At 36.6% G+C, this 23938-nt stretch carries 21 protein-coding genes; 5 read left to right on the top strand and 16 right to left on the bottom strand.

Annotated features, from left to right (window positions below):
• Nucleotides 1–157: 157 nt before the first annotated feature.
• Nucleotides 158–1615: an amidase gene (locus tag IGI46_RS09035; RefSeq protein WP_429973279.1), complete on the top strand. Its 1458-nt coding sequence runs from the start codon at nucleotides 158–160 to the stop codon at nucleotides 1613–1615.
• Nucleotides 1616–1727: 112 nt separating this feature from the next.
• Here IGI46_RS09035 and IGI46_RS09030 read toward each other — a convergent pair whose 3' ends face one another.
• The 3 genes from IGI46_RS09030 to IGI46_RS09020 form a co-directional block, all read right to left on the bottom strand.
• Nucleotides 1728–2336 carry a hypothetical protein gene (locus IGI46_RS09030; protein WP_429973278.1) on the bottom strand — a complete coding sequence of 203 codons (609 nt, stop codon included), beginning with the start codon at nucleotides 2334–2336 and terminating at the stop codon, nucleotides 1728–1730.
• A gap of 375 nt (nucleotides 2337–2711) precedes the next feature.
• On the bottom strand, nucleotides 2712–3098 hold the full coding sequence (locus tag IGI46_RS09025; RefSeq protein ID WP_429973277.1) for a type II toxin-antitoxin system HicB family antitoxin: 387 nt from the start codon (nucleotides 3096–3098) through the stop codon (nucleotides 2712–2714).
• Nucleotides 3099–3507: 409 nt separating this feature from the next.
• Nucleotides 3508–3783, bottom strand: coding sequence for a type II toxin-antitoxin system RelB/DinJ family antitoxin (locus IGI46_RS09020; RefSeq protein WP_429973276.1), 276 nt, complete (start codon nucleotides 3781–3783; stop codon nucleotides 3508–3510).
• A gap of 370 nt (nucleotides 3784–4153) precedes the next feature.
• On the opposite strand from IGI46_RS09020, the gene IGI46_RS09015 reads away from it, so the two are divergent.
• The 4 genes from IGI46_RS09015 to IGI46_RS09000 all read left to right on the top strand — a co-directional run bounded on the left by IGI46_RS09015 (nucleotide 4154) and on the right by IGI46_RS09000 (nucleotide 6309).
• Nucleotides 4154–5035 (top strand): AraC family transcriptional regulator, encoded by an 882-nt coding sequence (locus IGI46_RS09015; protein ID WP_429973275.1) that lies wholly within the window; start codon nucleotides 4154–4156, stop codon nucleotides 5033–5035.
• Entirely contained in the window at nucleotides 5032–5445 is a 414-nt protein-coding gene (locus tag IGI46_RS09010) for a DUF3788 family protein (protein ID WP_429973274.1), read from the top strand. Before IGI46_RS09015 ends, IGI46_RS09010 begins: the two co-directional genes overlap by 4 nt.
• Nucleotides 5446–5671: 226 nt before the next feature.
• Nucleotides 5672–5905 carry an addiction module antitoxin gene (locus IGI46_RS09005; protein ID WP_429973273.1) on the top strand — a complete coding sequence of 78 codons (234 nt, stop codon included), beginning with the start codon at nucleotides 5672–5674 and terminating at the stop codon, nucleotides 5903–5905.
• Nucleotides 5902–6309 carry a type II toxin-antitoxin system death-on-curing family toxin gene (locus IGI46_RS09000; protein ID WP_429973272.1) on the top strand — a complete coding sequence of 136 codons (408 nt, stop codon included), beginning with the start codon at nucleotides 5902–5904 and terminating at the stop codon, nucleotides 6307–6309. The genes IGI46_RS09005 and IGI46_RS09000 overlap by 4 nt, the downstream gene beginning before the upstream one ends.
• 247 nt (nucleotides 6310–6556) lie before the next feature.
• Here the strand turns inward: IGI46_RS09000 and IGI46_RS08995 are convergent, their stop codons facing one another.
• From IGI46_RS08995 to IGI46_RS08935, 13 genes are all read right to left on the bottom strand, one after another.
• The gene (locus IGI46_RS08995) at nucleotides 6557–7222 is read right to left on the bottom strand and encodes a hypothetical protein (RefSeq protein WP_429973271.1); all 666 of its coding nucleotides are present in this window, start codon (nucleotides 7220–7222) and stop codon (nucleotides 6557–6559) included.
• A 4-nt stretch (nucleotides 7223–7226) separates the two neighbouring features.
• The gene (locus IGI46_RS08990; protein ID WP_429973270.1) at nucleotides 7227–7730 is read right to left on the bottom strand and encodes a hypothetical protein; all 504 of its coding nucleotides are present in this window, start codon (nucleotides 7728–7730) and stop codon (nucleotides 7227–7229) included.
• 36 nt (nucleotides 7731–7766) lie between these two features.
• Nucleotides 7767–9137: a glutamate decarboxylase gene (locus IGI46_RS08985; protein WP_429973269.1), complete on the bottom strand. Its 1371-nt coding sequence runs from the start codon at nucleotides 9135–9137 to the stop codon at nucleotides 7767–7769.
• 25 nt (nucleotides 9138–9162) lie between these two features.
• Nucleotides 9163–10143, bottom strand: a complete 981-nt coding sequence (locus tag IGI46_RS08980) for a choloylglycine hydrolase family protein (protein ID WP_429973268.1) — start codon at nucleotides 10141–10143, stop codon at nucleotides 9163–9165.
• A gap of 567 nt (nucleotides 10144–10710) precedes the next feature.
• The gene (locus IGI46_RS08975; protein ID WP_429973267.1) at nucleotides 10711–12489 is read right to left on the bottom strand and encodes an oleate hydratase; all 1779 of its coding nucleotides are present in this window, start codon (nucleotides 12487–12489) and stop codon (nucleotides 10711–10713) included.
• Nucleotides 12490–12551: 62 nt separating this feature from the next.
• Complete coding sequence (locus IGI46_RS08970; protein ID WP_207703608.1) at nucleotides 12552–12944, bottom strand: DUF805 domain-containing protein; 393 nt, start codon at nucleotides 12942–12944, stop codon at nucleotides 12552–12554.
• Nucleotides 12945–13024: 80 nt separating this feature from the next.
• A complete protein-coding gene (locus tag IGI46_RS08965) occupies nucleotides 13025–13174 on the bottom strand; it encodes a hypothetical protein (RefSeq protein WP_207703609.1) in 150 nt (49 codons plus the stop codon).
• A gap of 674 nt (nucleotides 13175–13848) precedes the next feature.
• Nucleotides 13849–14406, bottom strand: a complete 558-nt coding sequence (locus IGI46_RS08960) for a DUF308 domain-containing protein (RefSeq protein ID WP_429973266.1) — start codon at nucleotides 14404–14406, stop codon at nucleotides 13849–13851.
• Complete coding sequence (locus IGI46_RS08955; protein WP_429973265.1) at nucleotides 14399–16879, bottom strand: YhgE/Pip family protein; 2481 nt, start codon at nucleotides 16877–16879, stop codon at nucleotides 14399–14401. Before IGI46_RS08955 ends, IGI46_RS08960 begins: the two co-directional genes overlap by 8 nt.
• A complete protein-coding gene (locus IGI46_RS08950) occupies nucleotides 16866–18296 on the bottom strand; it encodes an amino acid permease (RefSeq protein WP_429973264.1) in 1431 nt (476 codons plus the stop codon). The genes IGI46_RS08955 and IGI46_RS08950 overlap by 14 nt, the downstream gene beginning before the upstream one ends.
• Before the next feature lie 564 nt (nucleotides 18297–18860).
• Nucleotides 18861–20228 carry an MDR family MFS transporter gene (locus IGI46_RS08945; protein ID WP_429973263.1) on the bottom strand — a complete coding sequence of 456 codons (1368 nt, stop codon included), beginning with the start codon at nucleotides 20226–20228 and terminating at the stop codon, nucleotides 18861–18863.
• 632 nt (nucleotides 20229–20860) lie between these two features.
• Nucleotides 20861–22354, bottom strand: coding sequence for a helix-turn-helix domain-containing protein (locus tag IGI46_RS08940; protein ID WP_429973262.1), 1494 nt, complete (start codon nucleotides 22352–22354; stop codon nucleotides 20861–20863).
• A 218-nt stretch (nucleotides 22355–22572) separates the two neighbouring features.
• Nucleotides 22573–23577 (bottom strand): linear amide C-N hydrolase, encoded by a 1005-nt coding sequence (locus IGI46_RS08935; protein WP_429973261.1) that lies wholly within the window; start codon nucleotides 23575–23577, stop codon nucleotides 22573–22575.
• Nucleotides 23578–23938 lie beyond the last annotated feature (361 nt).

Here is a 23938-nt window from a genome sequence, read left to right as displayed (position 1 = left end):
ACTATTATAGTCAGCTCAAGACAGAAAAACCATTCATTACACTTGGAATCAACGAACATTTTTGTCACATTGTACAACAGGAGTTATTTTAACGTTTCACTTCTGCTTTTGTTATACTTGTAGGATAGAAATAGATAGAGAAACGAGGAGTGACCGTATGAAAGATGCTACCTATTGGAGTAAACAATTCAAGCAAAAAGAAATCAGCTTAGCTGACTATTATCAAGCATTAAGTCAACGAATACAGCAGGAAAATCCCAACTTGAATGCTTGGGTAGAATGGTCTGAAGAAGAATTGTTAAGCCAGTTGTCTGACTTCTCGACAGCTGAAGACGCACCCTTTGCCGGAGTACCTTTTCCCCTAAAAATGTTGGGTGGTCAAGACAAGTGCAATTGGAAATCGACAAACGGTTCGCGTTTATTTGCAGGAGTCCGTTCTCATACATCCTCAAATTTTACGAAAAAAATTGAAGACTTGGGCTTTGTTGCGGCTGGTAAGACCAATGCTCCAGAGTTTGGTTTTAAAAATATTACTGATCCAATACTTTATGGCCCCGCCCGTAACCCTTGGAACACTGAGCATTCACCAGGCGGCTCCAGCGGAGGTGCTGCAGCAGCGGTGGCTAGCGGAATTGTTCCAATTGCAGGTGCAAGTGACGGCGGCGGTTCGATTCGGATTCCTGCTTCTTTTTGCGGATTAATCGGACTAAAGCCTACTCGTGGAGCAATGCCTAGCGGACCTGGTGGCTGGCGTGGCTGGCAGGGTGCCTCGATTGATTTTGCTTTGACTGTTTCCATGCGAGACACAGAGAAATTGTTTTATGCTTTACGAGGAAATGACAAGGCTGCACCCTATCATCCACCGAAGGATGAGTGGCAGTCCCACACAATTCCAGGATCATTAAAAATTGCTTATCTAACAGATTCACCCATTGGCAGCGCAGTTTCAGACGAAGCAGTAAAAGCTGTGCGAAACAGTTTGAAACAGCTGACAGACTTAGGACATGAAGTTACTGAAATTACCTGGCCGGTAGATGGTCAACAGCTCATTCAAAGCTATTATTCCATGAATGCCGCTGAGACCTCAGCCATGTTCGGAAATATTCAACAGCAGTTGGGTCGATCATTGACGATTGATGATATGGAATTAATGACCTGGGGCATTTATCAATATGGCGAGAAAACTCCCGTGAAGAAATATGTGAATGCTTTAAATTTATGGGATCAGGCTGCTGCTGTGATGGAACAACTATTTACCGAATATGATTTGTTTTTGACACCAACTACAGCCTTTCCAGCACCAAAAATTGACCAGGAATTACAAAGTGACACTATTCGTGAACGATTAGCAAATGCGGAAAGTCTAACCGAAGAACAATTAGCAAGCCTCGTTTATGAAATGTTTGAAAAGAGCTTGGTACTGACACCTTTTACCCAGTTGGCGAATTTAACTGGACAGCCAGCTATAAGCCTGCCCACACATCTAACAGCAGAAGGCCTGCCATTAGGAATTCAGTTTATGGCTTCCAAAGGTCGCGAGGATATATTATTGGCGATTGGACAACAGCTTGAGGAGCAGGGCTGCTTTGTTTTACCGGAGTCTTATCGGGAATAGCTGGTTTGATGATAGTCCTTCATTGTTTATTTTTAAACTTAAGTGATTTCGTCAAAAAATACCTAAGAGAAGGCTAAAAAAAGTCCTTTTCTTAGGTATTTATTTAGTTCAATTAAACTAAACTATCTTTAAACGCAGTGAAATCCTTCATCTTGAATCTTTCTATATATTTATACTCGCCAATCGTGGTAATTAGAACGCGCTCTCTATCATCATATCTGATATCTACAGAGTCTTTTAGCATTTTGACTGTCATTCCCTTAATTTGGTACTCATAATACTCGCCATTTATTCTAGGTAAGCCCAGACTATGTCCGGTACTCTGGGTTAGCACTAAACTAATAATCGTTTTGCTAAACCAAATTGCAACGACACAAGAAAGAATAGTAATGAATAGAAATAAAAATGAATTGGTTTCATCGCTTGAATTCATAGCAGCGATCGTAGTTGAACTCACATAAAGAATAATAGCTATAACTTGTAGCGCAATAAAGAATACAATTTGATTTTTCCGCTCTTTTTTCGCTTGCTTAAAGAGAAATTTCTTGTCAGAATCTACTAATCGTACTCTTCTGCCAAAGCTTTTCTTATATCCTGCTTTTAACTGCATTGGTACGAGCGTTTTTCTTATAGTGATAACCCAATCAAATGCAGGTATTCGTAAAATATAATCGTCCTTAGTAATAAATTCCACAAAGTTTGACAAATAATCCTTTTCCAACACAATTTAACCATTCACGATAGAAATGACTAATTTATCTTCGCTAAAGTGCTCATCGCCTAACCATAGACTCCTTTGAAAAGAGTTGATTCTGATGAACTGATCTACGGCTACGGCAGAATAGAGAATTAGTAGTAATAGGATAATTATCCAGCAGTTCTTAAGATTCTCAATAAAGCTGCTTAGATCTATAACATAGAAATAGATCGTCGCGGCAGTTAATAGGATAAGGCTTTTACCTAATAATTGACTGTATATTCTTCTTTTTGCAGAATTTCTTTTTTCCAAGTGCATCACCTCACAACAAGTATACCAATAGCAAAGATGATATTAAAAATCGTTTTTTTTATAGTTATTATAGACAATGAATTACATCTAAACGCAAAACTTTTCTTTTAGCGCTTCTGTTAGAACTAAAGAGAAGTTTATGTTCTCTTCTTTACCCAGTGCATCCAGATAGCGCGGAATGGTCAGAGTCTTCTTGATTGCTTGATTGTCGAACTTTAGTCGATAAATCTCTGTATTCACTTCAATTGGAATCAATAAATCATCCTTTGGAACTGGAATTTCAAACGGCTGTAACGGTTCAGGGATTGACTCCCCGTCATCTTCTGCGTTGATCAGCCAACCTGCTAATAGGTCTTTAGCCATATATAAAGCATCGTGCATATCAGATCCGAAAGTAAAAGCACCATCTAATCCAGGAAATTCTATGTTAATTCCATCATCAGAAAAATTAGATAGAGTATAGTAAATATGCATAGGATTAACCCCCTTCTAGTAGAGAAAAGAGAAGCTATAGTATTTTTTGAATGATTAGTTTACTGGTTTATATCTATTTAGCGGAAATTATTTCTCATCGTACTAATCTGTTCACCTTTATCTTCTAAGTCTTTTTTCGACTATAGCATAGACTTCACTTTCTTCTCGTTTGCCTATGACAACTATTTCAATAATTTCGATTCCTGCTTCGGCTTCCCGGAAGATCACTCTAAGTCCCAGCCTTTTATGTTTTAGTTTTCGGTAATCTCTTAATTTACCATGTAATTTTTGTCCAGCATGCATCCCTTTTTGTTCAATCTTAGCAAACGATTTTAAGATTTATTGTTTTTGACTATTATCTAGTTTTGATAAACCCCTCATAGATAGCTCAGTCAGTTTGAGTTCATAGTTATTCCCATTCATCTTCAAGCTCCGCTACTTTGTCTCTCCAGCTTTCACCAAATACTTCTTCAACTGAGTAATATTTCTTCGTGGATATTTCGAAAGGAATTTTTTTCTTATTTACGATTTGCTTAAAATACATCGTAATAGCCGTAGTGTAATCTAAACCTAATTCGTTAAGAACCTTTGCCGTTTCTTCTTTTAGTTCTTTATCTAGATTGATATTTAATCTTTCTTTCATCTTCATTTCAATCCCCTCTCCATTTAAAGTAACTACTAACATCTTTGATACACCTATTATACACCTTTTATACACATAATTGTATTTCTCTAATTTCTTACTACTACTTTTTTTAAATGTTCCACTCAGATTTTTATACGAAGATCGTTCTTCCATCCAAGGTGGTGAGGATAATTTACCAGTTATGTCAACTATTTTTCTATCATGTCACATCCTATACTCAAAGATATTCTTAGGTACTAAATCAAGTTTTGCCTTTTTCCTATAAGGAAATTTTGATAGAAGCGAATGATAATGGAAAAGCAATACTTACGAGGATGTCTTTGCTCTCTAATTACTACGTTAGAAGAGAGGACGAAACTTTTCTAGTCCCGTATAATAAACTATATAACTACTATCGAGGAGAGTGGAAATGGATTGGATAGAAAAAATGAATGCAGCAATTATATACATTGAACAGCATATTACAACTACGTTGAATACTGAAGATATTGCTAAAGTAGCAGACTGTTCTGCTTATCATTTTCAGAGAATGTTTGCTTATATGACAGGGATTCCCTTATCCGAATATATTCGTCGCAGGAGAATGACGTTGGCAGTAGTTGATTTAAAAAGCAAAGACATGAAAGTTATCGATGTGGCACTAAAATATGGGTATCACTCACCTACTGCATTTAATCGCGCATTTCAACGTGTGCATGGCATACCCCCTTCACTTGCCAAATTGGATGGTGTGCCGGTAAAATCGTATTCACCGATTAGCTTTCAAATGGTAATAAAGGGTGCAGAGAGTCTTGATTTTAGAATTGAGGTTAAACAATCTTTTCGTGTTGTGGGTATCTCTATCCCACTTTTTGGTGATTTTGCAAGTATGACCGAGCCAGTTGAGCTAATTTGGAAACTTGCTGAGAATAATGGTACAATCCAAAAATTAAAAAGTTTAATGGGAAAAGAGTCCTCGGGATTACTTGAAGTGATGCTACCAGATGAACATGCTGAAAGCTGGCACTACTGGATTTCGGTTGAAACTGATGCACCTATCACAGAGGAGTCCTTAAAGGAATATATAGTTGATCCCTATACTTGGGCCATTTTTTCATATGAGGGGAAAACAATTGAGGAAACACAGGAGTTGGGGAAACGTGTGATTTCAGAGTGGCTGCCAACAAGCGGATACGAATATGACAATGGTCCTGATATTTCAGTTCATGCAAACGCTGGTACAACGGGAGCCATTCTTGAATACTGGTTGCCAATCGAAAAATCGAAGAAAAGTGAGGAAATCATACTATGATAGATTTCAAGAAAGATAGAAATTCAGAGCCGGTTGATGAAAATTTAAACAGGATTTTAGGAAATAGTTTTTCGGCGTATAAGAAACTATTAGAAAAATTACCTGATTTTGAGGCCGATCTGGAGTGGCGGTTTTATAAAGATGGTGGTTGGCTTGCCAAGGTCACTAGAAAGAAGAAAACCCTATTCTGGGGGGAACCGCGAGACGGTCATTTTACGGCAGCTTTTCATTTCAATGAAAGAAACCTTTCGGGTGTTTTGGAACTTGATATTGCCGATGATTTAAGAAAAATGTTCTCAAATACTCCAGCCAGTGCTCGTAATATGACCACACTTAAAATCGACATTTATAGCGAAAACGACCTGCCTGATGTTTATCAATTAATTGGCTTTAAAAAGAATGCTAAGTAACAGATACGCTATCACTACGCCAGTATTTAATATCTGCGTGGAAATTTTTAGATCTTATTAGTAAACGATTTATAAACATATGAATTTTCCAGATTATTATAGCTCACTTAAAAAAATGTAGTATCTTGTTGAATACGTATATCCGGTATATACTGTATATACAAGATTGGGGATACTCTATCGAATCTCTTCTCTCTTCCTATTATTTGTAAAAGGAGTTCTATTTATGGAAATCAAAGAAAGAAAAATCCGAGAAGTCGGAAATTCTGTCGTTCTAACTATATCAAAGGAATTTCTTGCAGCAAACGGCTTATCAGCTGGTGATGAAGTTTATGTAGATGAAGATAAATTGAAAAATGCCATTACAAAAAAAACACAACAAGTAGATGATGTTGATTTTGCTACTGCACAAGCCTTAAATGATTACAATGAAGCATTTGAATCCCTGGTAGATAAATGATTAAGTATTTATCTGTAGAACAACTCATCAAGATGAATGTCATTCAAATAAAAACGTACTCACCAGCAGAGCCGATCATAGTAAATGATCGAGGTGCTTTAGAAATGGCCGTCAACCTCGTTCAATCTACCGTTTTTGGTGAAAAAGCTTATCCGACAATTCACGAAAAGGCGGCACTATTAATGATCCAACTCATAAAAAAGCATCCTTTTGGTAATGCAAATAAACGCACTGGTTTGATGGCTGCTATCGTATTTTTAAAAATTAATGGATACACTTTAAAACTAGAGACTAATGAAGCCGTTGATCTCGTTATTGGAATAGCTACTTTTAGCGGAGAATTTGATAGCTTAAAAGAGAGAACTGCAAACAAAATCAAAGAGAGCATAATAAAAGTATACTAAGGCAAGACAAAAGAAACTTTTCTTCTCTTTTCAGAATTGTGTTTAATTTAAGCAAACAGCACCCCAACGTCTAAATTTTTACGTTAAGGTGCTTTGCTTATTTAATGTATACCGCTCTTTCAACCTTATTCAAAACGCAAGCAGTACATCTTTCCTTTTTTTGAACTTCCGTTAAACAATAATCTGTTCAATTAACGTTAACTACTTTTTGATTCTGTCACTCCTGGGCTCCGAGAGAATCTAAGATTTATTCTTCTGCATCTAACGGAAAATCAATTTTGTAAGTGTGAGAGACTTCTTCGCCTGAATCGTCTTTAGCCTTGAAGGTTACATCCACACCCTTGATATTTTCTAGCTTTTCTTCATCTTCCATTCTGAAATGAATATAGCCATCCTTGTGTTTATTAGATGTCAAAATTTCATCATCCCATGTATCAAAAAAAGTCTGAGCTTTTACTTTCGTTCCATCCGACAAAATCATCTCAGCCTTATCAGGTGTAATGTGCTTGTCAGAAGAATCTTCATTCTTGATCTTATATTTCAGAGATAACAATGTTTTAAAGTTTTTACCATCTTTGTCCTTGTAGTGGTCGACAGTTACTAATTTGGCATGAGTAATATCAAGTGTGATACCATCCCAGTCCGAATTCGAATAGTCTGTAGCATAAGAAATTTTGTCTTTTACTCTAGGATCAATTCCATCCGTAACAATATCTTTAAAGTAACCATCATCTTTCAAGCTTTCAGAACCAACAACAATATCATCACCACTGTCATCGGTCATAACTGTTTCAGAGACTGAACCGCCGACAACGTCACCAGATTGTTCCTCAGTTTTTCCACAGGCTCCTAACAAAGCCGCTGCAGAGCCCAAACCTATCATCGTAATTACTAATGTTTTATTCAATTTCATATTCTTAATCCTCCCCTAAATGTTTGTTTGCAACGTCAACATCTTCTTTAACTTCTTGATAATTGAAACGTTCGATCTGTCCATGTAAGACATTCGCAATGAGTACATCTAATAATTCTTCATCATCTTCATTCATGTACACGATTAGACCTGAAGAATTAGGCATCAAATTTTCACTGACTCTGTCAAAAATTGTTGTCGTTTTCTTAGCCTTAACATAATTGGTCCCTACACCAGCAAGATCACCAATAACCCAGCCGCATAATACTCCTAAAGGACCACCTAAAATACCGATAATTGCACCAATTAAACCACCGGTTGCCACACGGTTGCCACTTTCAAAATCCAAACTATCTTTGATTGAGAAGGCCGTTCCTTTTCCGTTTTTTTCGATAATAGCTGCTTGTTTGATATCAAGCGTGTTTCCGTTAGAAATTCTCTTTAGTCGAGATAATGCTTCATAATTCGATGCGTTATCCTCAAAGGTAATTAAAGCAATTTTTTTCATAATTTATTCTCTCCTATCTAAAATAGTTACTATTGATTAATGAGTGAAGCCTTGAACATGTGGTTTTTCATGAACATGCATGGATACATCTGCTTTATTTAGTTCAGAAATAGATCGATTAATGTCTTGGATCAACGCGTCTGCCATGTTCATTCCAAAGTCCCCGCGACAGACAAATCGTTGAATCACAATATTTTCTAAATCTTCGGGTAATGGATAGGCGGGCACTTGCCATCCCTTCATTTGTAAGCGGTCTGCTAGATCATATAAATTCCAAGCCACCGACGAATTATCCTTTAATTTGTAACAAACGATAGGAATGTTTGAACCATCGTTATAGATGTCAAACAGCTCCGTTTTTTTGATAGCTTGGGCGATCTTCATTGCTACTTTTTGCGTTCTTAAATGAATCGATTTATAGCCCTCAAAGCCGAAACGATAGAAATTGTAGTACTGACCTAAAATTTGACTCGCACTGCGCGAAAAATTAATTGCCATGGTTGGGATACTTCCACCTAAGTAGCTTACGCTAAAAATTAATTTTTCTGGCAGATACTTGCGATCTTTCCAAATGACCCAGCCAATCCCTGGATAAACCAAGCCATATTTATGGCCTGAAGTGTTGATTGAAACAACATTGTTTAATCGGAAATCCCATTCTAAATCTGGAAAAACAAATGGTGCAAACATTCCACCACTCGCTGCGTCTACATGGATTCCTAATTCTCTTCCTGTTTCCTGATTAAATTGTTCAACCTTCTCATCTAGAGCTTTAATGTCATCATATTTTCCGGTGTAAGTAATTCCTAAAATTCCAACAATACCAATTGTATAGTCGTCTACGTAGTCCATTACTTTGTCTACATCGATGCTAAGCTGGTCTTCGTCCATTGGAACGGTTCTAAGTTCGATGTCCCAGTAGACGCAGAATTTTTCCCAGCAAACTTGATAGCCTGAAGAAATTACCAAGTTCGGTTTATTCTTAATAATATCTACGCCTCTTTTTACTGCTTCTTCTTGCCATCTAAATTTCATGGCCATTCCACCTAGCATGCAAGCTTCACTAGAACCCACAGTGGATGTTCCAATCTTATTTTCCATACTTGGTGCATTCCATAAATCGGCAATAATGTTGACACAAGCTTCTTCTATTGCGGCTGTACTTGGATACTCTGACTTGTCAATGGCATTTTTTTCAAGGGTTTCTGCCATTAATTTATTTGCTTCAGGTTCCATATAGGTTTGACAAAATGTTGCCATATTTTGTCGTGCATTGCCTTCATCAATCAATTGATCCTTAATCAATCGATAAGCCATTTCTGGCTCTAACGGTTCTTGGTTCAATTTGTTTAGAATGACATTTTCCTGTGCTTGTTTTGATCCAAACACTGGAATATTATTTTTCATACTGTTTCTCCTAATCTTTCATTGATCACTTGTACTCAAGTGTTTTGCTAACCTTAAATTCCTTAATATCTTCTTGCTTCAGCAGCTCATCTGTCATCGATACTTTAGTAATACTGTTACTTGAATAGTCTTGATAATAGATCGTTCTACTCTCATTACACAAAATACTTATGAACTGTGAATAATCTGGACTCCCGGTAGTTTCTATTACGATCCCTTTAGGAATTTTGACTGTTCCTAAGATATGCAGAGAATTCCGGACTGCTTCCTCTTCATTTTCTGCTTCTTCAATATGTTCTTTAAAGAAAGCAGCTCTCACAAATCTTTCTGGTGGTGTGTATCCTCCGGGCAAGCCAGAAGTTCCAGTTCCTTGAGAAAACGGACTTGCTTCGTATTCCCCAAATTTAACTTTTGGTAATTGTTCCGGTTGAACATTCAAATAGTTTCTCAAATTTTCGATGTGCCATTCCAATTGAGGGCTATTTGTTAACACATTTACAGGATTTTCTTTAAAGCTTAGCTCTGATCCTGTTGGTTCGATCACAACGGATCTTCCTTTTGTATCGGTTAAAATCCAATGTAAAGGAACCACCACACCTAATTCAGGAATTGTTTTGCCAACTAAGTTTACAAACGGCAGCATCTCCTCTAATTCCTCAAGAGATTCTATGGTGCCTAAAACCCACATAATGAATTCTTGTGGACACAGATTAATTTTTCCTGGTTTTGCGCTTGATTGATACACAGCTTCACCAGGTAAATATAATTCTGCAATTGATATTCCTCGTTCATTTACCCCATCACTAACTAAGTAAGTCCCACCGGTTTCTCTTCCTGTTCCTAAAAATCCTAGGGTATTTACTCGTTGTGCTTGATCACTATCAGATAACCAGCTATGCTTTCTCGGAAAATACATCGGCCCTATATTTAAAGGGTATGAAAAATCCATTGTTCTAGATAACACATGTTTATCATCTTTAGTTGTGATAAAAATACTTGTACACATGACGACCATCCATCCTTTCTTATTTATTCTTGTTTACAAAAATTAGTTTACTACTCAAACACCCTCCCCGATGAACAGGTTCTGTCTTTTTATACGACAGGATTGGCGGTTAAGCGGTTCTATTTACAGATAGGCTTGATTCTATCGCCTAGTAGAGAGAATCTTGGTACATACCGACAACATCTATTTCTTAGAGATTCTTGATCTGAAAATACGCCAAGTTACTTCGACATCTCTCGCTCTGACTTCAGATGAGTGCCGCTAATAATCTGTTTTTTTTAATCTTTTCATTCGTCCCAAAAATTTTCAGGGCTAGACATTCCTCTTTACTTTTATTTGCTGGAACTCTCTGCTCGATTTTGGTTCTTCTTTTGAATTCTCTCAGCTTATCTTAGTATCAGAGAGCTGCTCTTCAAACCAAGTTTTTCTTTTATGACTTCTTTGACTCGGCTTCGTCGGAGTAGTTTATTCATTGTTTAATCTATTCTTTGCCTCACAAAAAAAGACAGCCAAAAAGAATTCTTTTAACTGCCTTCGACCATTTGGTTTTAGTTTGATGCTCATTCATCAATCAATTAAATCTGAATCCTGCAGCAGCTCTTCAACAAAGGTCCCTTTCATTTTCTTCAATTCATGTTTGCCTAAAAGTCTTTCTACTAGAGGCACATTTAATTCCGACAATTTTTTCTTGTCATTTAAATAATACGATGCTTTTAGCAGCATGCGAACATCATAACAAGAATCAAAGACTTCTGGAATTCCACGATCTATCTCTAAGAAGCTATACACAGCTTCCATTGCTGTTCGCACGGAATATTCGGTGGTAAAAACAGTGTCTCGTTCTGTTTCCGCAAAATTACCGATAAACGCTAGATTCTTTGATCCCTCTGGAATGACAAGTGGGCGATCACCTTCTGCTCGCGGCATGAAATAAGAAGTAATATACGGCATGTAACATGGAACAATGTTGCATGAGTTAACAGCCAATTCTTCGATTAGTTCTGTTGGTACACCCATATGGAATAACCATTCTTGGGCAATTTCATTCCCGGTACATTGTGTAATCGGCTTTTTAATATAGTTTCCATCAGTGTCAGACAAAAGTGCGTAAAACCAAACAACTAACTGATCTTCTGGCTGATTTTTAAAATGAGGTTGTCGATTTAATGTATAGCTAAGTTTCCAGTTGGAATCTTTTGCATGGACGATTCCACCTGTTACTACTTTTCCAGCATATGGATCGCGTTTACTTATTTTTTCAATATAAGGCGCAATCTTTTTATCTAATGTAGTAATTGTCGCTGAAACAAACCAGCTGGATTCTGGAAGATTTTCATAAAACTTTTTAGGGTTTCCAAATGAACTATCCTGTGCAGCAAGTTTTTCCCATAAGCTCCAGCTGCCACCTAATTTGTGTGAGACAGGTGCTGGAGTATCGTTGTTTCCGTAAGTAGAGCTTTCTGTAATGGAGCCATTGGTTACAAATACCAAATCATTTTCAGTTAGTTTGATTCGAGACGGTACACCTTCCACATTTAGGATTATTTCCTCAGCCCATTTATGTCCATTTTCGGCTTTTTTCACAAGAATATTTTCTACTTTAGTATTGTATTGGAAATGAACTCCTTGGGCCTTTAAATACGACAATAGCGGCAATACCAATGATTCATATTGATTATATTTTGTGAATTTCAAAGAAGAAAAATCGGCTAGAGCATCAATGTGATGGATGAAGCGCATCAAGTAACGACGCATTTCCATTGCAGAGTGCCATTGTTCAAAGGCAAACATCGTGCACCAATATGTCCAAAAATTGGATTCAAAAAATTCTTTGGTAAATACATCAGTGATTTTTTTGTCCTGCAGCTGTTCTTCTTTCATCATACAAAGAGCAAGGATTTCTTTAACAGAAGCTTCACTTAGCGTTAATTGGCCATCTGTATCTACTTGCTCCCCACGATTATGAATTAATCGGCAATGAGAAGAATTGGGATCTTCTTTATTTAACCAATAAAATTCATCTAAAACGGAAGCATCTTCTACTTCTAAAGAAGGAATTGATCTATAAAGATCCCAGAGACATTCAAAATGACTTTCCATCTCTCTTCCACCTCGGATGACGTAGCCGTATTCTTGTTCATAAATACCGTCCAATGAGCCTCCAGTGATCGCCAATTCTTCCAAAATATGGATTTTTTCTCCTGGAACACGTCCGTCCCTAATTAAGAATGCTGCAGATGCAAGCGAAGCTAAGCCGGAACCAACTAAATAGGCTGAGACACTTTCAGAGCGAGCGGGTTTTACAGGTCGAGCAAATGCTTCATAATTTCCATTTGAATAATACATTACTATCAGTCCTTTTCTTCTTTTTTATTGTAGCTGTACAAGATATACAGTAAGACTTCTTTTTAACGCATAGATTGATTCATATATTCCGAAAATTCATTTCTTTTATATGATTTTGTTGGTTGACAAAGCAGGATAATTAAACCAATCCATCCAATTACTGGGATCAAACCGATCAGTACCCAGGCCGCAGATCGATTGGTATCATGCAGTCGTCTAGCCGTTAAGGTAAATTGTGCTATGAACAATAGAGCTCCTACTGTCACAACGATTGGGTTAAAATTTGAAAACTCAATATACGAAAATCCTGTCACTGCAATTCCTGTGCTGTAAAACAGCATATTATATAGCACACTGTAAACAATGGTAGGAATCCAATATTGCTTTCTGGTAGCTGTGTAATTCCACTTAAACATGTCTTTCCAATATTCTAGTAATGTGTTTATTGTGTCCATCTTCTTTCAATTCATTTATTTCGATTAGGAGCAGCACGCTATTTCGTCAGTAAAGCTGCCTTTATTCCTGCAGGATTTTCTTATCCATTTTGTTCTAGTTTCGCTACTGCTTTTTCAATTGTGGTACCAGTCGCAAACCGGCGTTCATCCTGTTCATCGAAAATAATGAATACATTTTGTTCCGTATCTAAAGTTACTCGATAACTCAAGTTCTTTCGGGTAAAAGTCACCAGGCATTCTCCTTTCGTATAGAATTGACATACTCATTGCATCTAGTGTTTGTTAATACCATGAGATATCTTAAAAGGTGAGATATTATGTTGTTCTTCTGTAGGAGGCCCATCAATGGTAGACATGTACTCGATTAATCTGTCAGTAGGAAAAAGAGCACAAGAAACGATGAAAGAAATAGCAGCTAGCACAACAGAAATCTTGTGGTATTTTTGGTTTCTTTCATTAAAGTACAGAATCCCTCCAAAGCTAAGCAGAAAAAGAATGAAAAAGAATAGAAACACTTAATACTCCCCCTTTCTTTAAAATTAGAATTGAGAATGTTCCCTATGAGAAGCTTCTGACAGGCACTGTGATCGCTTCTAACATAATAGTTCTCCTCCTTATATGGATAGAATAGCTCAGATTAAGCGCCGGTTATTGATAAATACTGTCGTAATTTCCGACAAATTTACCCAATTATAGTCACCTATTAAAAAAACTGTGAGGCTGCCTGATCAAAAATCAGCAGCTCTCACAGTCTAATTTAGTGAAGCGTTTCTCGTATTCATTTCGGGTAAAGAAATTCTTTTTGCCCTTTCTGTGATTGTGCCTCCACTTCAATTCCATTGTTATTTCAACTAAATTGATTTTTGCAGAAGACTATCCATCAAAAACTCTCTGATACAACCATCTATATGGAATGCAAATTATCTTTGTTTATCACGCCACCAATGATTTTCATCAAACCAAATAATAAGAAGAAGTTACCGATCAATGAAGGAACGCTGATAAATAGCGAATTTCCCATAATGAGTAAAATCAACCCAATACACAGTCCAGCAAAATCAGCAATTATCGAAAGGTAATAATACACTTTTGATAATGACATCGCTAAATCTAGCATAAAGAATGATAAAACGGCGTCGCATATAAACCATATACCAAAAAGAACAGACAGCTCTCTCAAGCTTAATGTAGCATTGGCAATCAATATCATACCAATAACTAAATCGATGCAACCCACGAAAACCGATGAGTATTGATTATGATGTGTTCTGGCTTTAATTTTGGTTCTATTTAATAGTTCAAAAAAGCCTTTAATCAATGAAAATATCCCAAAAATTTGAACCGATTCTACAATTGTATCTTCGGTATATTTCATGGCCAAGAGAGCCATACATATATAGACAGCACCTGTTAATAATTGTAAAAAGCGATAAGATTTAAATAGTTTAGTTAATTTAGCCACGATCATTCTCCTTATTCTTAGTTGCTTCTATTTGTTGAGACAGCCGTTCACTGTCGATTGTTTCTATTTCCAACAATTTTTGATTGTCGTTTAGTATCGATACATCGCGTAAGTGTTTCTTTTGTAAATAATGCATACTAATACGTAGAAGTGTTACAAACACCACAATCAAAGCAACTAGTATTGTATAGCATTTTATTAGTAATCCTTTACTTATACCGCCAGCTATAGCATTTCTAAACGCATAGAGAGAATAGGACATTGGCAAGTAAGGATGAATCATTTGGAAAAATTTCCCTTGTGTTTGAATCGGGAATGTTCCGGCAGCTCCACCCAATTGCAAAACTAATAGAATCATCGCCACAAAGCGTCCTGGATTATCAAAGGTCATCGCCAAAAACATTACAATCGACATATAGGACCACGCTGTAACAAGAGCAGTACTATACAGTGCAAATACGTTATATGCAGGCAGCTTCAGCAACAGCATAATTGTCACTTGTATAATTGCCATTAGGCTGGAAACCACAAACCCTAAACTCACTTTGCTCAACCACCATGCCCTGCTGGATTCTCCAGGCATAGAGGATTTTCTAATTGGGTAAACAAAATTAAACAACATACAACCGACAAACAGAGCAAGAGACATAATATAGGGTGCCAATGCTTCTCCGTAGTTATTTACTTTGCTATACTGAACATTTTTTAAATCAGTCGGATCAACAAAATGATTGATGGTTTTATGGGTAATTTTTACCGTCTCCGCTTTATCAACCCCTTGATCCAACCCACTGGCTAATTCGGCAGCACCATTTTTCAATTGAGAAATGCCAGATATTAATTCAGGCGACTTGCCATTTAATTCATTTAGACCACTTTCTAGTTGTGACGAACCTGAATTCAATTGATTAATCCCACTGCTCAATGTCGGGATTTTTGATTGAAGCTCTGACAAGCCAGTTGTTAATTGGGAACTTCCTGCAGCAAGCTTGTGCGCTCCTGAAACAGCTAATGGAATGTCATTGGCTGTTGTATTTAACATACTGCTGATAGCATTCAATTGTTCAACAATTGATACTGCGTTAGTTGAGGCTGGAACAGCTCCTAACGCTGATTCAATTTGCTGGCTGCCTTGCTTAGCGGTTTGTATTGCCGTTTGTACATTTTGGGCGTTGCCAGCCATGTCAGACGCAATACTCTTCATCGCATTCGCTTGTTGCGCAATTAGTGCTGTGCTATCGGATAAAGCAATTAAATTACTAGAAATTTCGTCTGTTCGTGCAGTTGAGTCTTGCTTAAACTTCGTTAGATTAGCAGCAATCGCGTTATTTAGCTCAGTAATCATCTTCGATTTTAAATCTGCTGATAATTCCGCATTGCTTTGAATAATGTTCGTAATATCTGTATTTATAGCCGCTTCTACTGACGAAACATCGCCTGACAAATTTTGGAGTTTCGCTGCGATTTCATTGCTTTGCTCCTGGAATCGTGAGGCGTCAACAGAAGCTTGATTTAAGGCAGTCGTGTTAGTAATTAACTCAACTAATTGTGTTTCAGCCATTGCTAGTTGCTGAGACAGCTGATTTCGCATATCAGGCGGCAAATTATTCTCAAAATTTTGCAGAGAGCTGCCCATTTCTTGTGCAGCAGTTGATAGAGTAATCAGACCGCCATCAATCTCATTAATCTTTGATTGGTTCGCTGCTACCACATTATCTAATTTGTTTAATGCCCCGCTCAATTGTTGTGAACCTTGACTCAGTTGGCTGACCCCTGAGGATAATGGACCAACACCTGAGGCCAGTTCAGCCGTACCATTAGATAATTGCTGCGAACCCGCATCGGCTTGTGCTACACCTTTAGTGTATGCACCAATACCTGCAAACAATTCGTTGGTTCCTGAGGCTAATTGATTAGATCCGCCAGCTGCTTGCTCCAAGGAACCAATCATCTTGTCAGCTACTCCATCTATCGCAGTTACATACGATTTTACGACCTGATTTCGAACTTTACCTTCTAGTTCCGTAGCTGCTACTTCAGAAATTTCCTTCCCTATATAGTTATATGAATCATTTGTTGTATAAGTAATGTTCATTTTATGGGGATTCTCTTTAATAATACTGGCAGCTGATGCCGAAAAATCTTTAGGGATAGTAACAATCATGTAGTACGACATATCTTTCATGCCTTTGTTGGCTTGCTTTTCAGTTACGAAATGCCAGTCTAAGTCTTTATTTTTCTTTAGGTTCGCTACTACTTGATCGCCAACATCGATTTTTTGCCCTAACAAATCGACTTCCTTGTCTTCATTTACTACGGCAACCGGCAAGTTTTTTATTCCGCCATAGGGATTCCATAACGATTTATCAAAAACAGCTGTATAAATTATAGGAATAAACGTAATAGCAATGACGGAGATTAACAAAATCCGATTCTTGAATAAATTCTTGAATTCATTTTTAATCATTTTCATTTTTATCTACCCGACCCTTTTCATGTTTCAACTTATTAGGATATGAATAAAAACGATAAAATACAAATGGAATTGTCAAGGTAATCAGAAAGCCCACGATGAGACTAATCAAGTACGCATGACTCTGATCGTGAGGGATAGTTGATGGTACAATGAATGCTGTACAGACTGCTCCAATTGAAATCAATAGACCCGTCCCTGCAATCACACGTTTAGCTAACAATCCTCCTGGAATCTGAAAATCTCTTTTGGCCTCCTGATGTTTCTTCAAAATGACAAAATACGATACAAACAACAGAATATAGGCACTTAAATAAATTAGAACCGTTAGAGAAATCGCCGTTTGGAAACCTACATTGCCACCAGATCCTCCTGATCCAAAAGTTAATACCGCTGCCCAGATCGTGACAATTATTCCTTGAATCATTAGAATCCGAACAGGAACATCGTTGTCATTTTTGCGAGCCAATTTCTCTGGTAATAATTTCTTTGCTGCTGCAAATTGAAGCCCTTCCGTAGGACTAACGATCCATGAACTTACCTGTGCTAGAATACCGAAGGAAATAAGAAAGCCGATTAATTTAACACCAAAACCAATATGTCCTGGTGAGATTAATTGATTCGCTGTATCCATCACACCTTTATTGGAAGAAATTTTTCCATTGAGCACGGTAGAAACGACGCTGCCACCAATTGTGCTCATCACTATACCGACGACAACTAATAACATTAGCAATTTGGGGTAATTTCTTTTTGCATCCTTTAATTCTGAAAAATGCGTAGCTGATGCTTCAACTCCCATGTAAGCTAAAACAAAAGAAGTCAAATCCCCGATGTTTTTCCCCGTTGGCAAAAATGAAGAAGTTGAAAACTCGTGAGAAACAGGATGACCAGCTAAAAAATATCGAACTGTTAAATAAAATAGGGCAATAACCGGAAGAACAATACCGATGCTAAAACCATACTTAGCTATTTTAGCGGTAGTCTCTGTTCCTTTTAGTTGCAGAAGGGTTACAATCCAAAAAATTCCTATTACTGACAAGAATTTGAACAATGGATCATTATTCATTGCTGGTATTTCTAAAACATAGGACAGGGTTCCTACGATAAAATAAATCATCGTCACAAATCCGACTGTCACCTGAAACCATTGGAAAAATAATGCAGCAAAACCAAACTTTTCACCTAAAGGTTTGCCCACCCAGCTGTAGATTCCACCTTCTTGATATCCCTCAATTGTAGCCATTTCCGCAGAACACAACGCAACTGGAAGAAACCAGCCGATTCCACAAAGCAGTAAGAAAAAAATTAACGCTTTACCTGATGCAGCAAACGTGGGATATTCGTATACTGTGATAAAAAGAGATGCGGTCATAGAAAAAAAAGCAAAATTAGACATCTTTTTTCGTTCGTTCAATTGTAAATCTCCTCTCAAAATAATCTGTTAACACTTATATCCTAAACGTCTTTTATTCATGGAAATCTTCAATTCTTGTCGCAAAAAGAGACAGTTATGGACATGATGACACGAAAACGTTCTCAAAAGTATTCTTTGCCGCAATAGATTTTTTTAATGAGGGGGTTGAGTACAATAAACGATAAGTACCAGCACTTATCCTTAGAAAGGTTCCGAAGATAGATCGAAAGAGGGAGGGATTTTACAAACGTATATAGTGGGTATTTTGATGGAGGAGGATTGAATAGAATTAGGCGATTGTTCTCGTTAGAGGAAACATAGGAACTTTAGGATAAAAAAAACACGCAGTTGACTGCGTGGGAGAAAAAAAGATTCGTTAAAAAACTGTGGTGTTGATCCTCTAAACCGTGAAAGTTCAATAGTTGAGAATTTTAACAACTAAAAAACTTTCACTTCTTCTGGTTTAGAAAACTATTTAAATGGTTTTTCACCGGTTTATCCAGTCATAAGGCAGCGATGATTCAGAACAACTACTGTATCCAAAAGGACATTACAGGATTTTTTTTAAACTGTCTTTTTAGGTATTTTAAAAGAAATAACCAATGCAACTAGACAAAAGAAAGTAGCTACATAAAATGACCCATGATACCCCTTCAATAGTGTTTGTGGGCTATTTGATGTATTCGTCACCATTGTCATCACGCTGATCATAATAGCAGTCCCCAAGGAACTAGCAATTTGTTTCGTTGTTTTGTTGATCACTGAAGCATCACGGAGTTCAGAATTTGGTAAAGCATTCATCCCAAAGGTGGTCAGCGGCATCAATACCATCGAAATTCCAAGCAATCTAAAGGCATAAAAAATAATTACTATTACCATTGGTGTCGTCGATTTGATAAACACAAATGGAAATGTAAAGGCAGTTAAGATCGCCATCCCTGCAATACACAATCCTCTGGCTCCATACTTATCGAATAATTTCCCGCTAATTGGACTCATAATCCCCAGTGCTATAGCCCCTGGTAATAAAGAAAGACCCGATTCAAAAGGAGACATATTGCGAATATTTTGGATGTACATTGGAATAACCATTTCAAAACTAATCATGGCCATATTTGCGATAGCCAACAAAATACAAGATATTAAGTAGTCTTTTTGTTTAAATGGCTCTAAACTTAAAAATGGATTCGATAATTTTTTCTGTCTAAGAACAAAACGATAGATAAAGACACAGCCTAATACAATACTGACCATTAAAAGCCATTTATTCGCATGCTTAGCTGAAATTAGTGACAACCCATAAAGCAATAATCCTAAACCTAAACTAGATTCAATAACCGAGAAACTATCAAGTTTTGTTTTTTCAATGGGTAAGACTGGCCGCATGAAAAAAAATGTCAAAAATAAAACGACGACAATAATTGGAATTAGCATCAAAAAGAGAACATGCCAATTATACATTGTTAATATGAAACCAGACAGAGATGGTCCAATTGCTGGTGCCAAACCAATAACAATACCAGCAATCCCCATAATAGCGCCACGTTCATTCTTTGGTGATAAATAAAGTAACACTGTTTGAAAAAGCGGCATTGCGATTCCAACACCAATTGCTTGAATCACTCGACCAAAAAGTAACTGAGAAAAAGAACTAGCTGCATAGCAAAGGCTAGTACCGATTAAAAAGATAATTTGCGAAGCAATATATAAATATTTAGTATTTACCTGGTGCATTAGCCAGCCAGATAACGGAATAACCACCGCTGTAACTAGTAAAAAACCAGTTGTTAACCATTGTACATAATCCGTGGAAACAGATAAATCTTTCATTAACGATGGATAGGCTGTCGTCAATAATGTTTGATTTAGGAACATCGCAAAAGTTCCTAACAATAGCGTCATAAATACAAGCTTTGTTTGTTTATTCGTCATTCTAGAATTTCTCCTCTTTTCATTAAATCATCGTCTTTGATCAAAAGTCCAAATCATTAAGTCGTTGTAATACTGAGTATAAGCGATTCAAATTTGATTATTGATTGAACTCTGTCCTGTTAGACGACATTTTTCTGATAAGTAAAAATTTGAAAATCTAAAATATAATTTGCTTGATTATGCTGCTAAATGAACGAGAGAATTCATTAAAAGTTTAGACGACCCTTCCCCTTTTTGCACTATCCGCAGTAATACTATTTAGCCAATTAATTCTACTACCGAATAGATCTAAGCAAAAAGCTAGATGTGAAGACATGAAAAAAAGCATGCAATTGTCTGCATGCCGTTTCTATGTTATTCCGTCTATTCATCGATCTTCTTAAGTACAGAATCATTTCTATACCGATTTTGTTCTCAGAAACCCGATATCCTTTACTTTAAGATAAAGTCAGTAATTCAATCAATTACTGACGTTCAGCTAAAAAAGTCTCTCATTTCTTTAGTAAACTGATTTACTAAAAGTGTCTCTTATCGACGAAAATTAGTCGCTACTTGTCGTATAGCCCCACTATTTCTAATTACGCAGAAAATAGGTTGCATACTACAGTTCTTTATACCTTACCGAAGCCTGATTATGACAACTGTTGAACAGAATGTTCATTCAAACTATCCTGTAGTTTGTTTAACTCTGCTTCTAAGAATAAATAGTCCCTTTCCTTCAGAGGATAGTCAATAGTACACACATGCTCGCGTGAATCATATAAAGAAGGCATGGTGGTAACTAGAATATCTTCTACACCTGATTCTGACTCCACTACTGACAGGTTAAACGTGTCACTAAATTTCCTTTTTAGATTGACTTTCAGATTTTCTCGTACTAAAAATGGGAATTCAGAATCGATCCCTATTATTATCCGTGGATCATAGCTATTTGGGCTTTTGAAATGAGAGAAGATTGCAGCATATATTTTAGATAAAAAGACTTTCTCTTGGAGAATATCGGTTTGAAAATCAATCGCTTCAATAAAGTTTTCCAATCGGAAAATTAAATTGTCCGAAAAGTTTTTTCCATTTTTAATATTTTGACCGTTAATATCAAACTCAATTCCAGGAAATACTTTGCAGTACAGGTGTGCACAGAAGCAGTAGGTAAAAAATACGTCTTTTCTTTCTTCCGGTATTTCGAAGAATTCTTCTTGAAAATTCTTCATGACTACTTCAGTCAATCTGTAAACATCGGTTTGCTTCTTTTCATGGAACAATAAAATTCTTTCTTTTATGGTATCGGATTTAAACATTCTGTATTGCATTTGTACCACCAATAGAATAAAGTAGATCTCATTATCATTGTATACTTGGTAATTGTTGATCTCCTGACTTATGAATGATTCATTTCTTAAAGCGCCAATATTTACATAATCATCCCAATTTTCATGAGACTCGATAAAATATTTTTTCTTATTTCTCATTAAGCATACAGCAGACATAAATAGCATCTGTTTTTTGTGTATTTTTGTGGTTTGAATTCCAGCCTCTTCGAAAAAGATATCGACGGATTGTAAAATTTTCTCTTCAGATATATATGAAAAGGGCCAGCTGTCATTTTTGAAAACAGCCCATAAGAACATGTATGTGAATACTCTAATATTTTTTTCTTCGCCGCAAAAAGATAAGTTGGACCGGTTTATCGATAAATTAAATTTAGCGAGCAGCAATGAAATTTTATCTAACGATTTTTTTACTGAATACATACTGATGAAATTTTCTTCAGAATATTGTTTAGTGGTTTTTGTTTTAATTAGGCACATTTCGATAAGTAGTTTGACTGTTTCATCAGAATAGATAATAAATGTTTTCAGATCATTTATGGTTCCGGAATTGCTTTCTAGCCTCAACCCCTTGAATTTGCTATAGGTTATTTCTACCGTATTTTTACCAGAAGCATTGAATTCTTCAGTGATCTCTTCCAGATAATGTATGTACCGTTGGATGCTTCGTTCGTTCAATGATAATTCATTGGCTATTTTTTGAACCTCTAGCCACTCATTCTCATGCTTAGATAAATCTATTATTCGATAGATCATCTGATTTTTAGTTTCTAATAGATCAAAAAGTTCATTCTCCATGTGTATCCTCCAAAAAAAGTCAATCGCTGCAAAAACGATTTTTACGACCGGTTTATTTCTCTTAACTTCCTATGCTCTGTCATTCATTTGGTAAAGCTAGTACCCGCTTTTCGAATCCAGAGAACTGTTCTGTACTTCGATTAAGAAAATAAGTGTTGGTGAAAGCAGTAGCCTTTCACCAACACTAGCCCTGATTCATGAACAATGGTTACATCATTTTAAAGGGAAATTTTTATTTCTTCGTACGAAACATTTTCTATTGTATCATCTAATTTTGCTGTTGTAATGGCTAAGCCCTTACCAGTCTGTACAAAAACTGTTCTTTCACTCATATCATATCCTGACCAATATCTCGTATAATCAGAAACATTGGGATTCTTTTCATTTCTTTCCAAGCCTTTTGGAATGAAAACTGTTCTAAAAACGGAGTATAACTCATTGATTCCATGCTCTTTGCTAAACGCATTTAGATTGTTTGATAAGAAGAATGCGCGAACAAATCTTGAGGGTGATGTGTAATCACCAGGAAGTCCAAACATTCCATAGCCTGTTCCTCCCTCAATAGGATCAATTACTGCTCCAGTAGAAAGTGTTTTGCTTGCTGTGACAGTTACGTTATTTAGTCCAATGTAATTTCTTATGTTTGTTGTATGGTAATCATATCTTGGACTATTAGTCATGACAGAAATATGGTCAAAGATAGTAAAACTACCATCCTCCAAGGTTTCAAGAACTATCCCATCGCCAGTTTCATCAACAAAAGAAAAGTGAACTGGGAAGTGAAAATCTGTTCCGCCGTACGCATAAGGTTGATCCAGCAACATGAACTCATCAAACTGTTCTCTAATTTCTGCTACTGACTTAAAGGTACTTAATACATAACTAACAAATTCTTCAGCTAACATCGGTGTTTTTTTCTTTTCTGCTATGCTCTCTTTAGATGCCCAACCACATTCTTTCAGCACTTGTAAGTCTCCGGTTAAACCATGTTCATTAATACCATCGAACAACACAGTTGAATCTTTCATTCCTACTCCGATAACCGCATACTTGCTGTCCCAGCCTTCCAATTGACTATCAATTCGCGTATTGCTTGGTAACGAAGTAATCACACTTGGTAAGTAGAATCCTGAATCATCGGGAAACATTGGAATATCTAAATCCATTGTTCTTCCCCAGAAAAATTCTCCGGTCTTTGATTGAATCTTCACACTTGTACACATAAAAAAACCTCTTTCTCTATTGCCTCTTATTTTACAAGTTAATATTACATGATCAATTTTATCTTTTTTTCCAGATTATGTCGTATAAAAAGACAATACTAACAATTCCACCTAGGAATTAATATCTTAAACAACTTAGTCAATACACTTTGCACCACTAGCATTTTCACAAGAATTCGTAGTGGATAGTCTTTATTAAGCTATAAAAAACGACCCCAAAAAGTTAGACCAAAAATCTAACATTTGGGGTTGATGAAATTTGACTGAATGCTGCTGTCATCGATCTCCGTACTTACACAATGAATTCTCTACTATGACAATGGACAGCATTCTTTCTTTTTCAAAAATCCAAAATATATTG

Origin of the sequence: Enterococcus sp. AZ163 (genome assembly GCF_050498925.1) — a bacterium.
Taxonomy (GTDB): domain Bacteria; phylum Bacillota; class Bacilli; order Lactobacillales; family Enterococcaceae; genus Enterococcus_A; species Enterococcus_A ferrettii.
Note: the sequence above shows the minus strand (reverse complement) of the source record. Positions and strands in the feature narration are given on the sequence as shown.

What these genes read in the sequence shown, in the direction of transcription:
- IGI46_RS09035 (WP_429973279.1), top strand. Translation starts at nt 158, where the DNA reads ATGAAAGATGCTACCTATTGGAGTAAACAATTCAAGCAAAAAGAAATC.
- IGI46_RS09025 (WP_429973277.1), bottom strand. Translation starts at nt 3,098, where the DNA reads ATGCATATTTACTATACTCTATCTAATTTTTCTGATGATGGAATTAAC.
- IGI46_RS09020 (WP_429973276.1), bottom strand. Translation starts at nt 3,783, where the DNA reads ATGTTAGTAGTTACTTTAAATGGAGAGGGGATTGAAATGAAGATGAAA.
- IGI46_RS09015 (WP_429973275.1), top strand. Translation starts at nt 4,154, where the DNA reads ATGGATTGGATAGAAAAAATGAATGCAGCAATTATATACATTGAACAG.
- IGI46_RS09010 (WP_429973274.1), top strand. Translation starts at nt 5,032, where the DNA reads ATGATAGATTTCAAGAAAGATAGAAATTCAGAGCCGGTTGATGAAAAT.
- IGI46_RS09005 (WP_429973273.1), top strand. Translation starts at nt 5,672, where the DNA reads ATGGAAATCAAAGAAAGAAAAATCCGAGAAGTCGGAAATTCTGTCGTT.
- IGI46_RS09000 (WP_429973272.1), top strand. Translation starts at nt 5,902, where the DNA reads ATGATTAAGTATTTATCTGTAGAACAACTCATCAAGATGAATGTCATT.
- IGI46_RS08995 (WP_429973271.1), bottom strand. Translation starts at nt 7,222, where the DNA reads ATGAAATTGAATAAAACATTAGTAATTACGATGATAGGTTTGGGCTCT.
- IGI46_RS08990 (WP_429973270.1), bottom strand. Translation starts at nt 7,730, where the DNA reads ATGAAAAAAATTGCTTTAATTACCTTTGAGGATAACGCATCGAATTAT.
- IGI46_RS08985 (WP_429973269.1), bottom strand. Translation starts at nt 9,137, where the DNA reads ATGAAAAATAATATTCCAGTGTTTGGATCAAAACAAGCACAGGAAAAT.
- IGI46_RS08980 (WP_429973268.1), bottom strand. Translation starts at nt 10,143, where the DNA reads ATGTGTACAAGTATTTTTATCACAACTAAAGATGATAAACATGTGTTA.
- IGI46_RS08975 (WP_429973267.1), bottom strand. Translation starts at nt 12,489, where the DNA reads ATGTATTATTCAAATGGAAATTATGAAGCATTTGCTCGACCTGTAAAA.
- IGI46_RS08970 (WP_207703608.1), bottom strand. Translation starts at nt 12,944, where the DNA reads ATGGACACAATAAACACATTACTAGAATATTGGAAAGACATGTTTAAG.
- IGI46_RS08955 (WP_429973265.1), bottom strand. Translation starts at nt 16,879, where the DNA reads ATGAAAATGATTAAAAATGAATTCAAGAATTTATTCAAGAATCGGATT.
- IGI46_RS08945 (WP_429973263.1), bottom strand. Translation starts at nt 20,228, where the DNA reads ATGACGAATAAACAAACAAAGCTTGTATTTATGACGCTATTGTTAGGA.
- IGI46_RS08940 (WP_429973262.1), bottom strand. Translation starts at nt 22,354, where the DNA reads ATGGAGAATGAACTTTTTGATCTATTAGAAACTAAAAATCAGATGATC.
- IGI46_RS08935 (WP_429973261.1), bottom strand. Translation starts at nt 23,577, where the DNA reads ATGTGTACAAGTGTGAAGATTCAATCAAAGACCGGAGAATTTTTCTGG.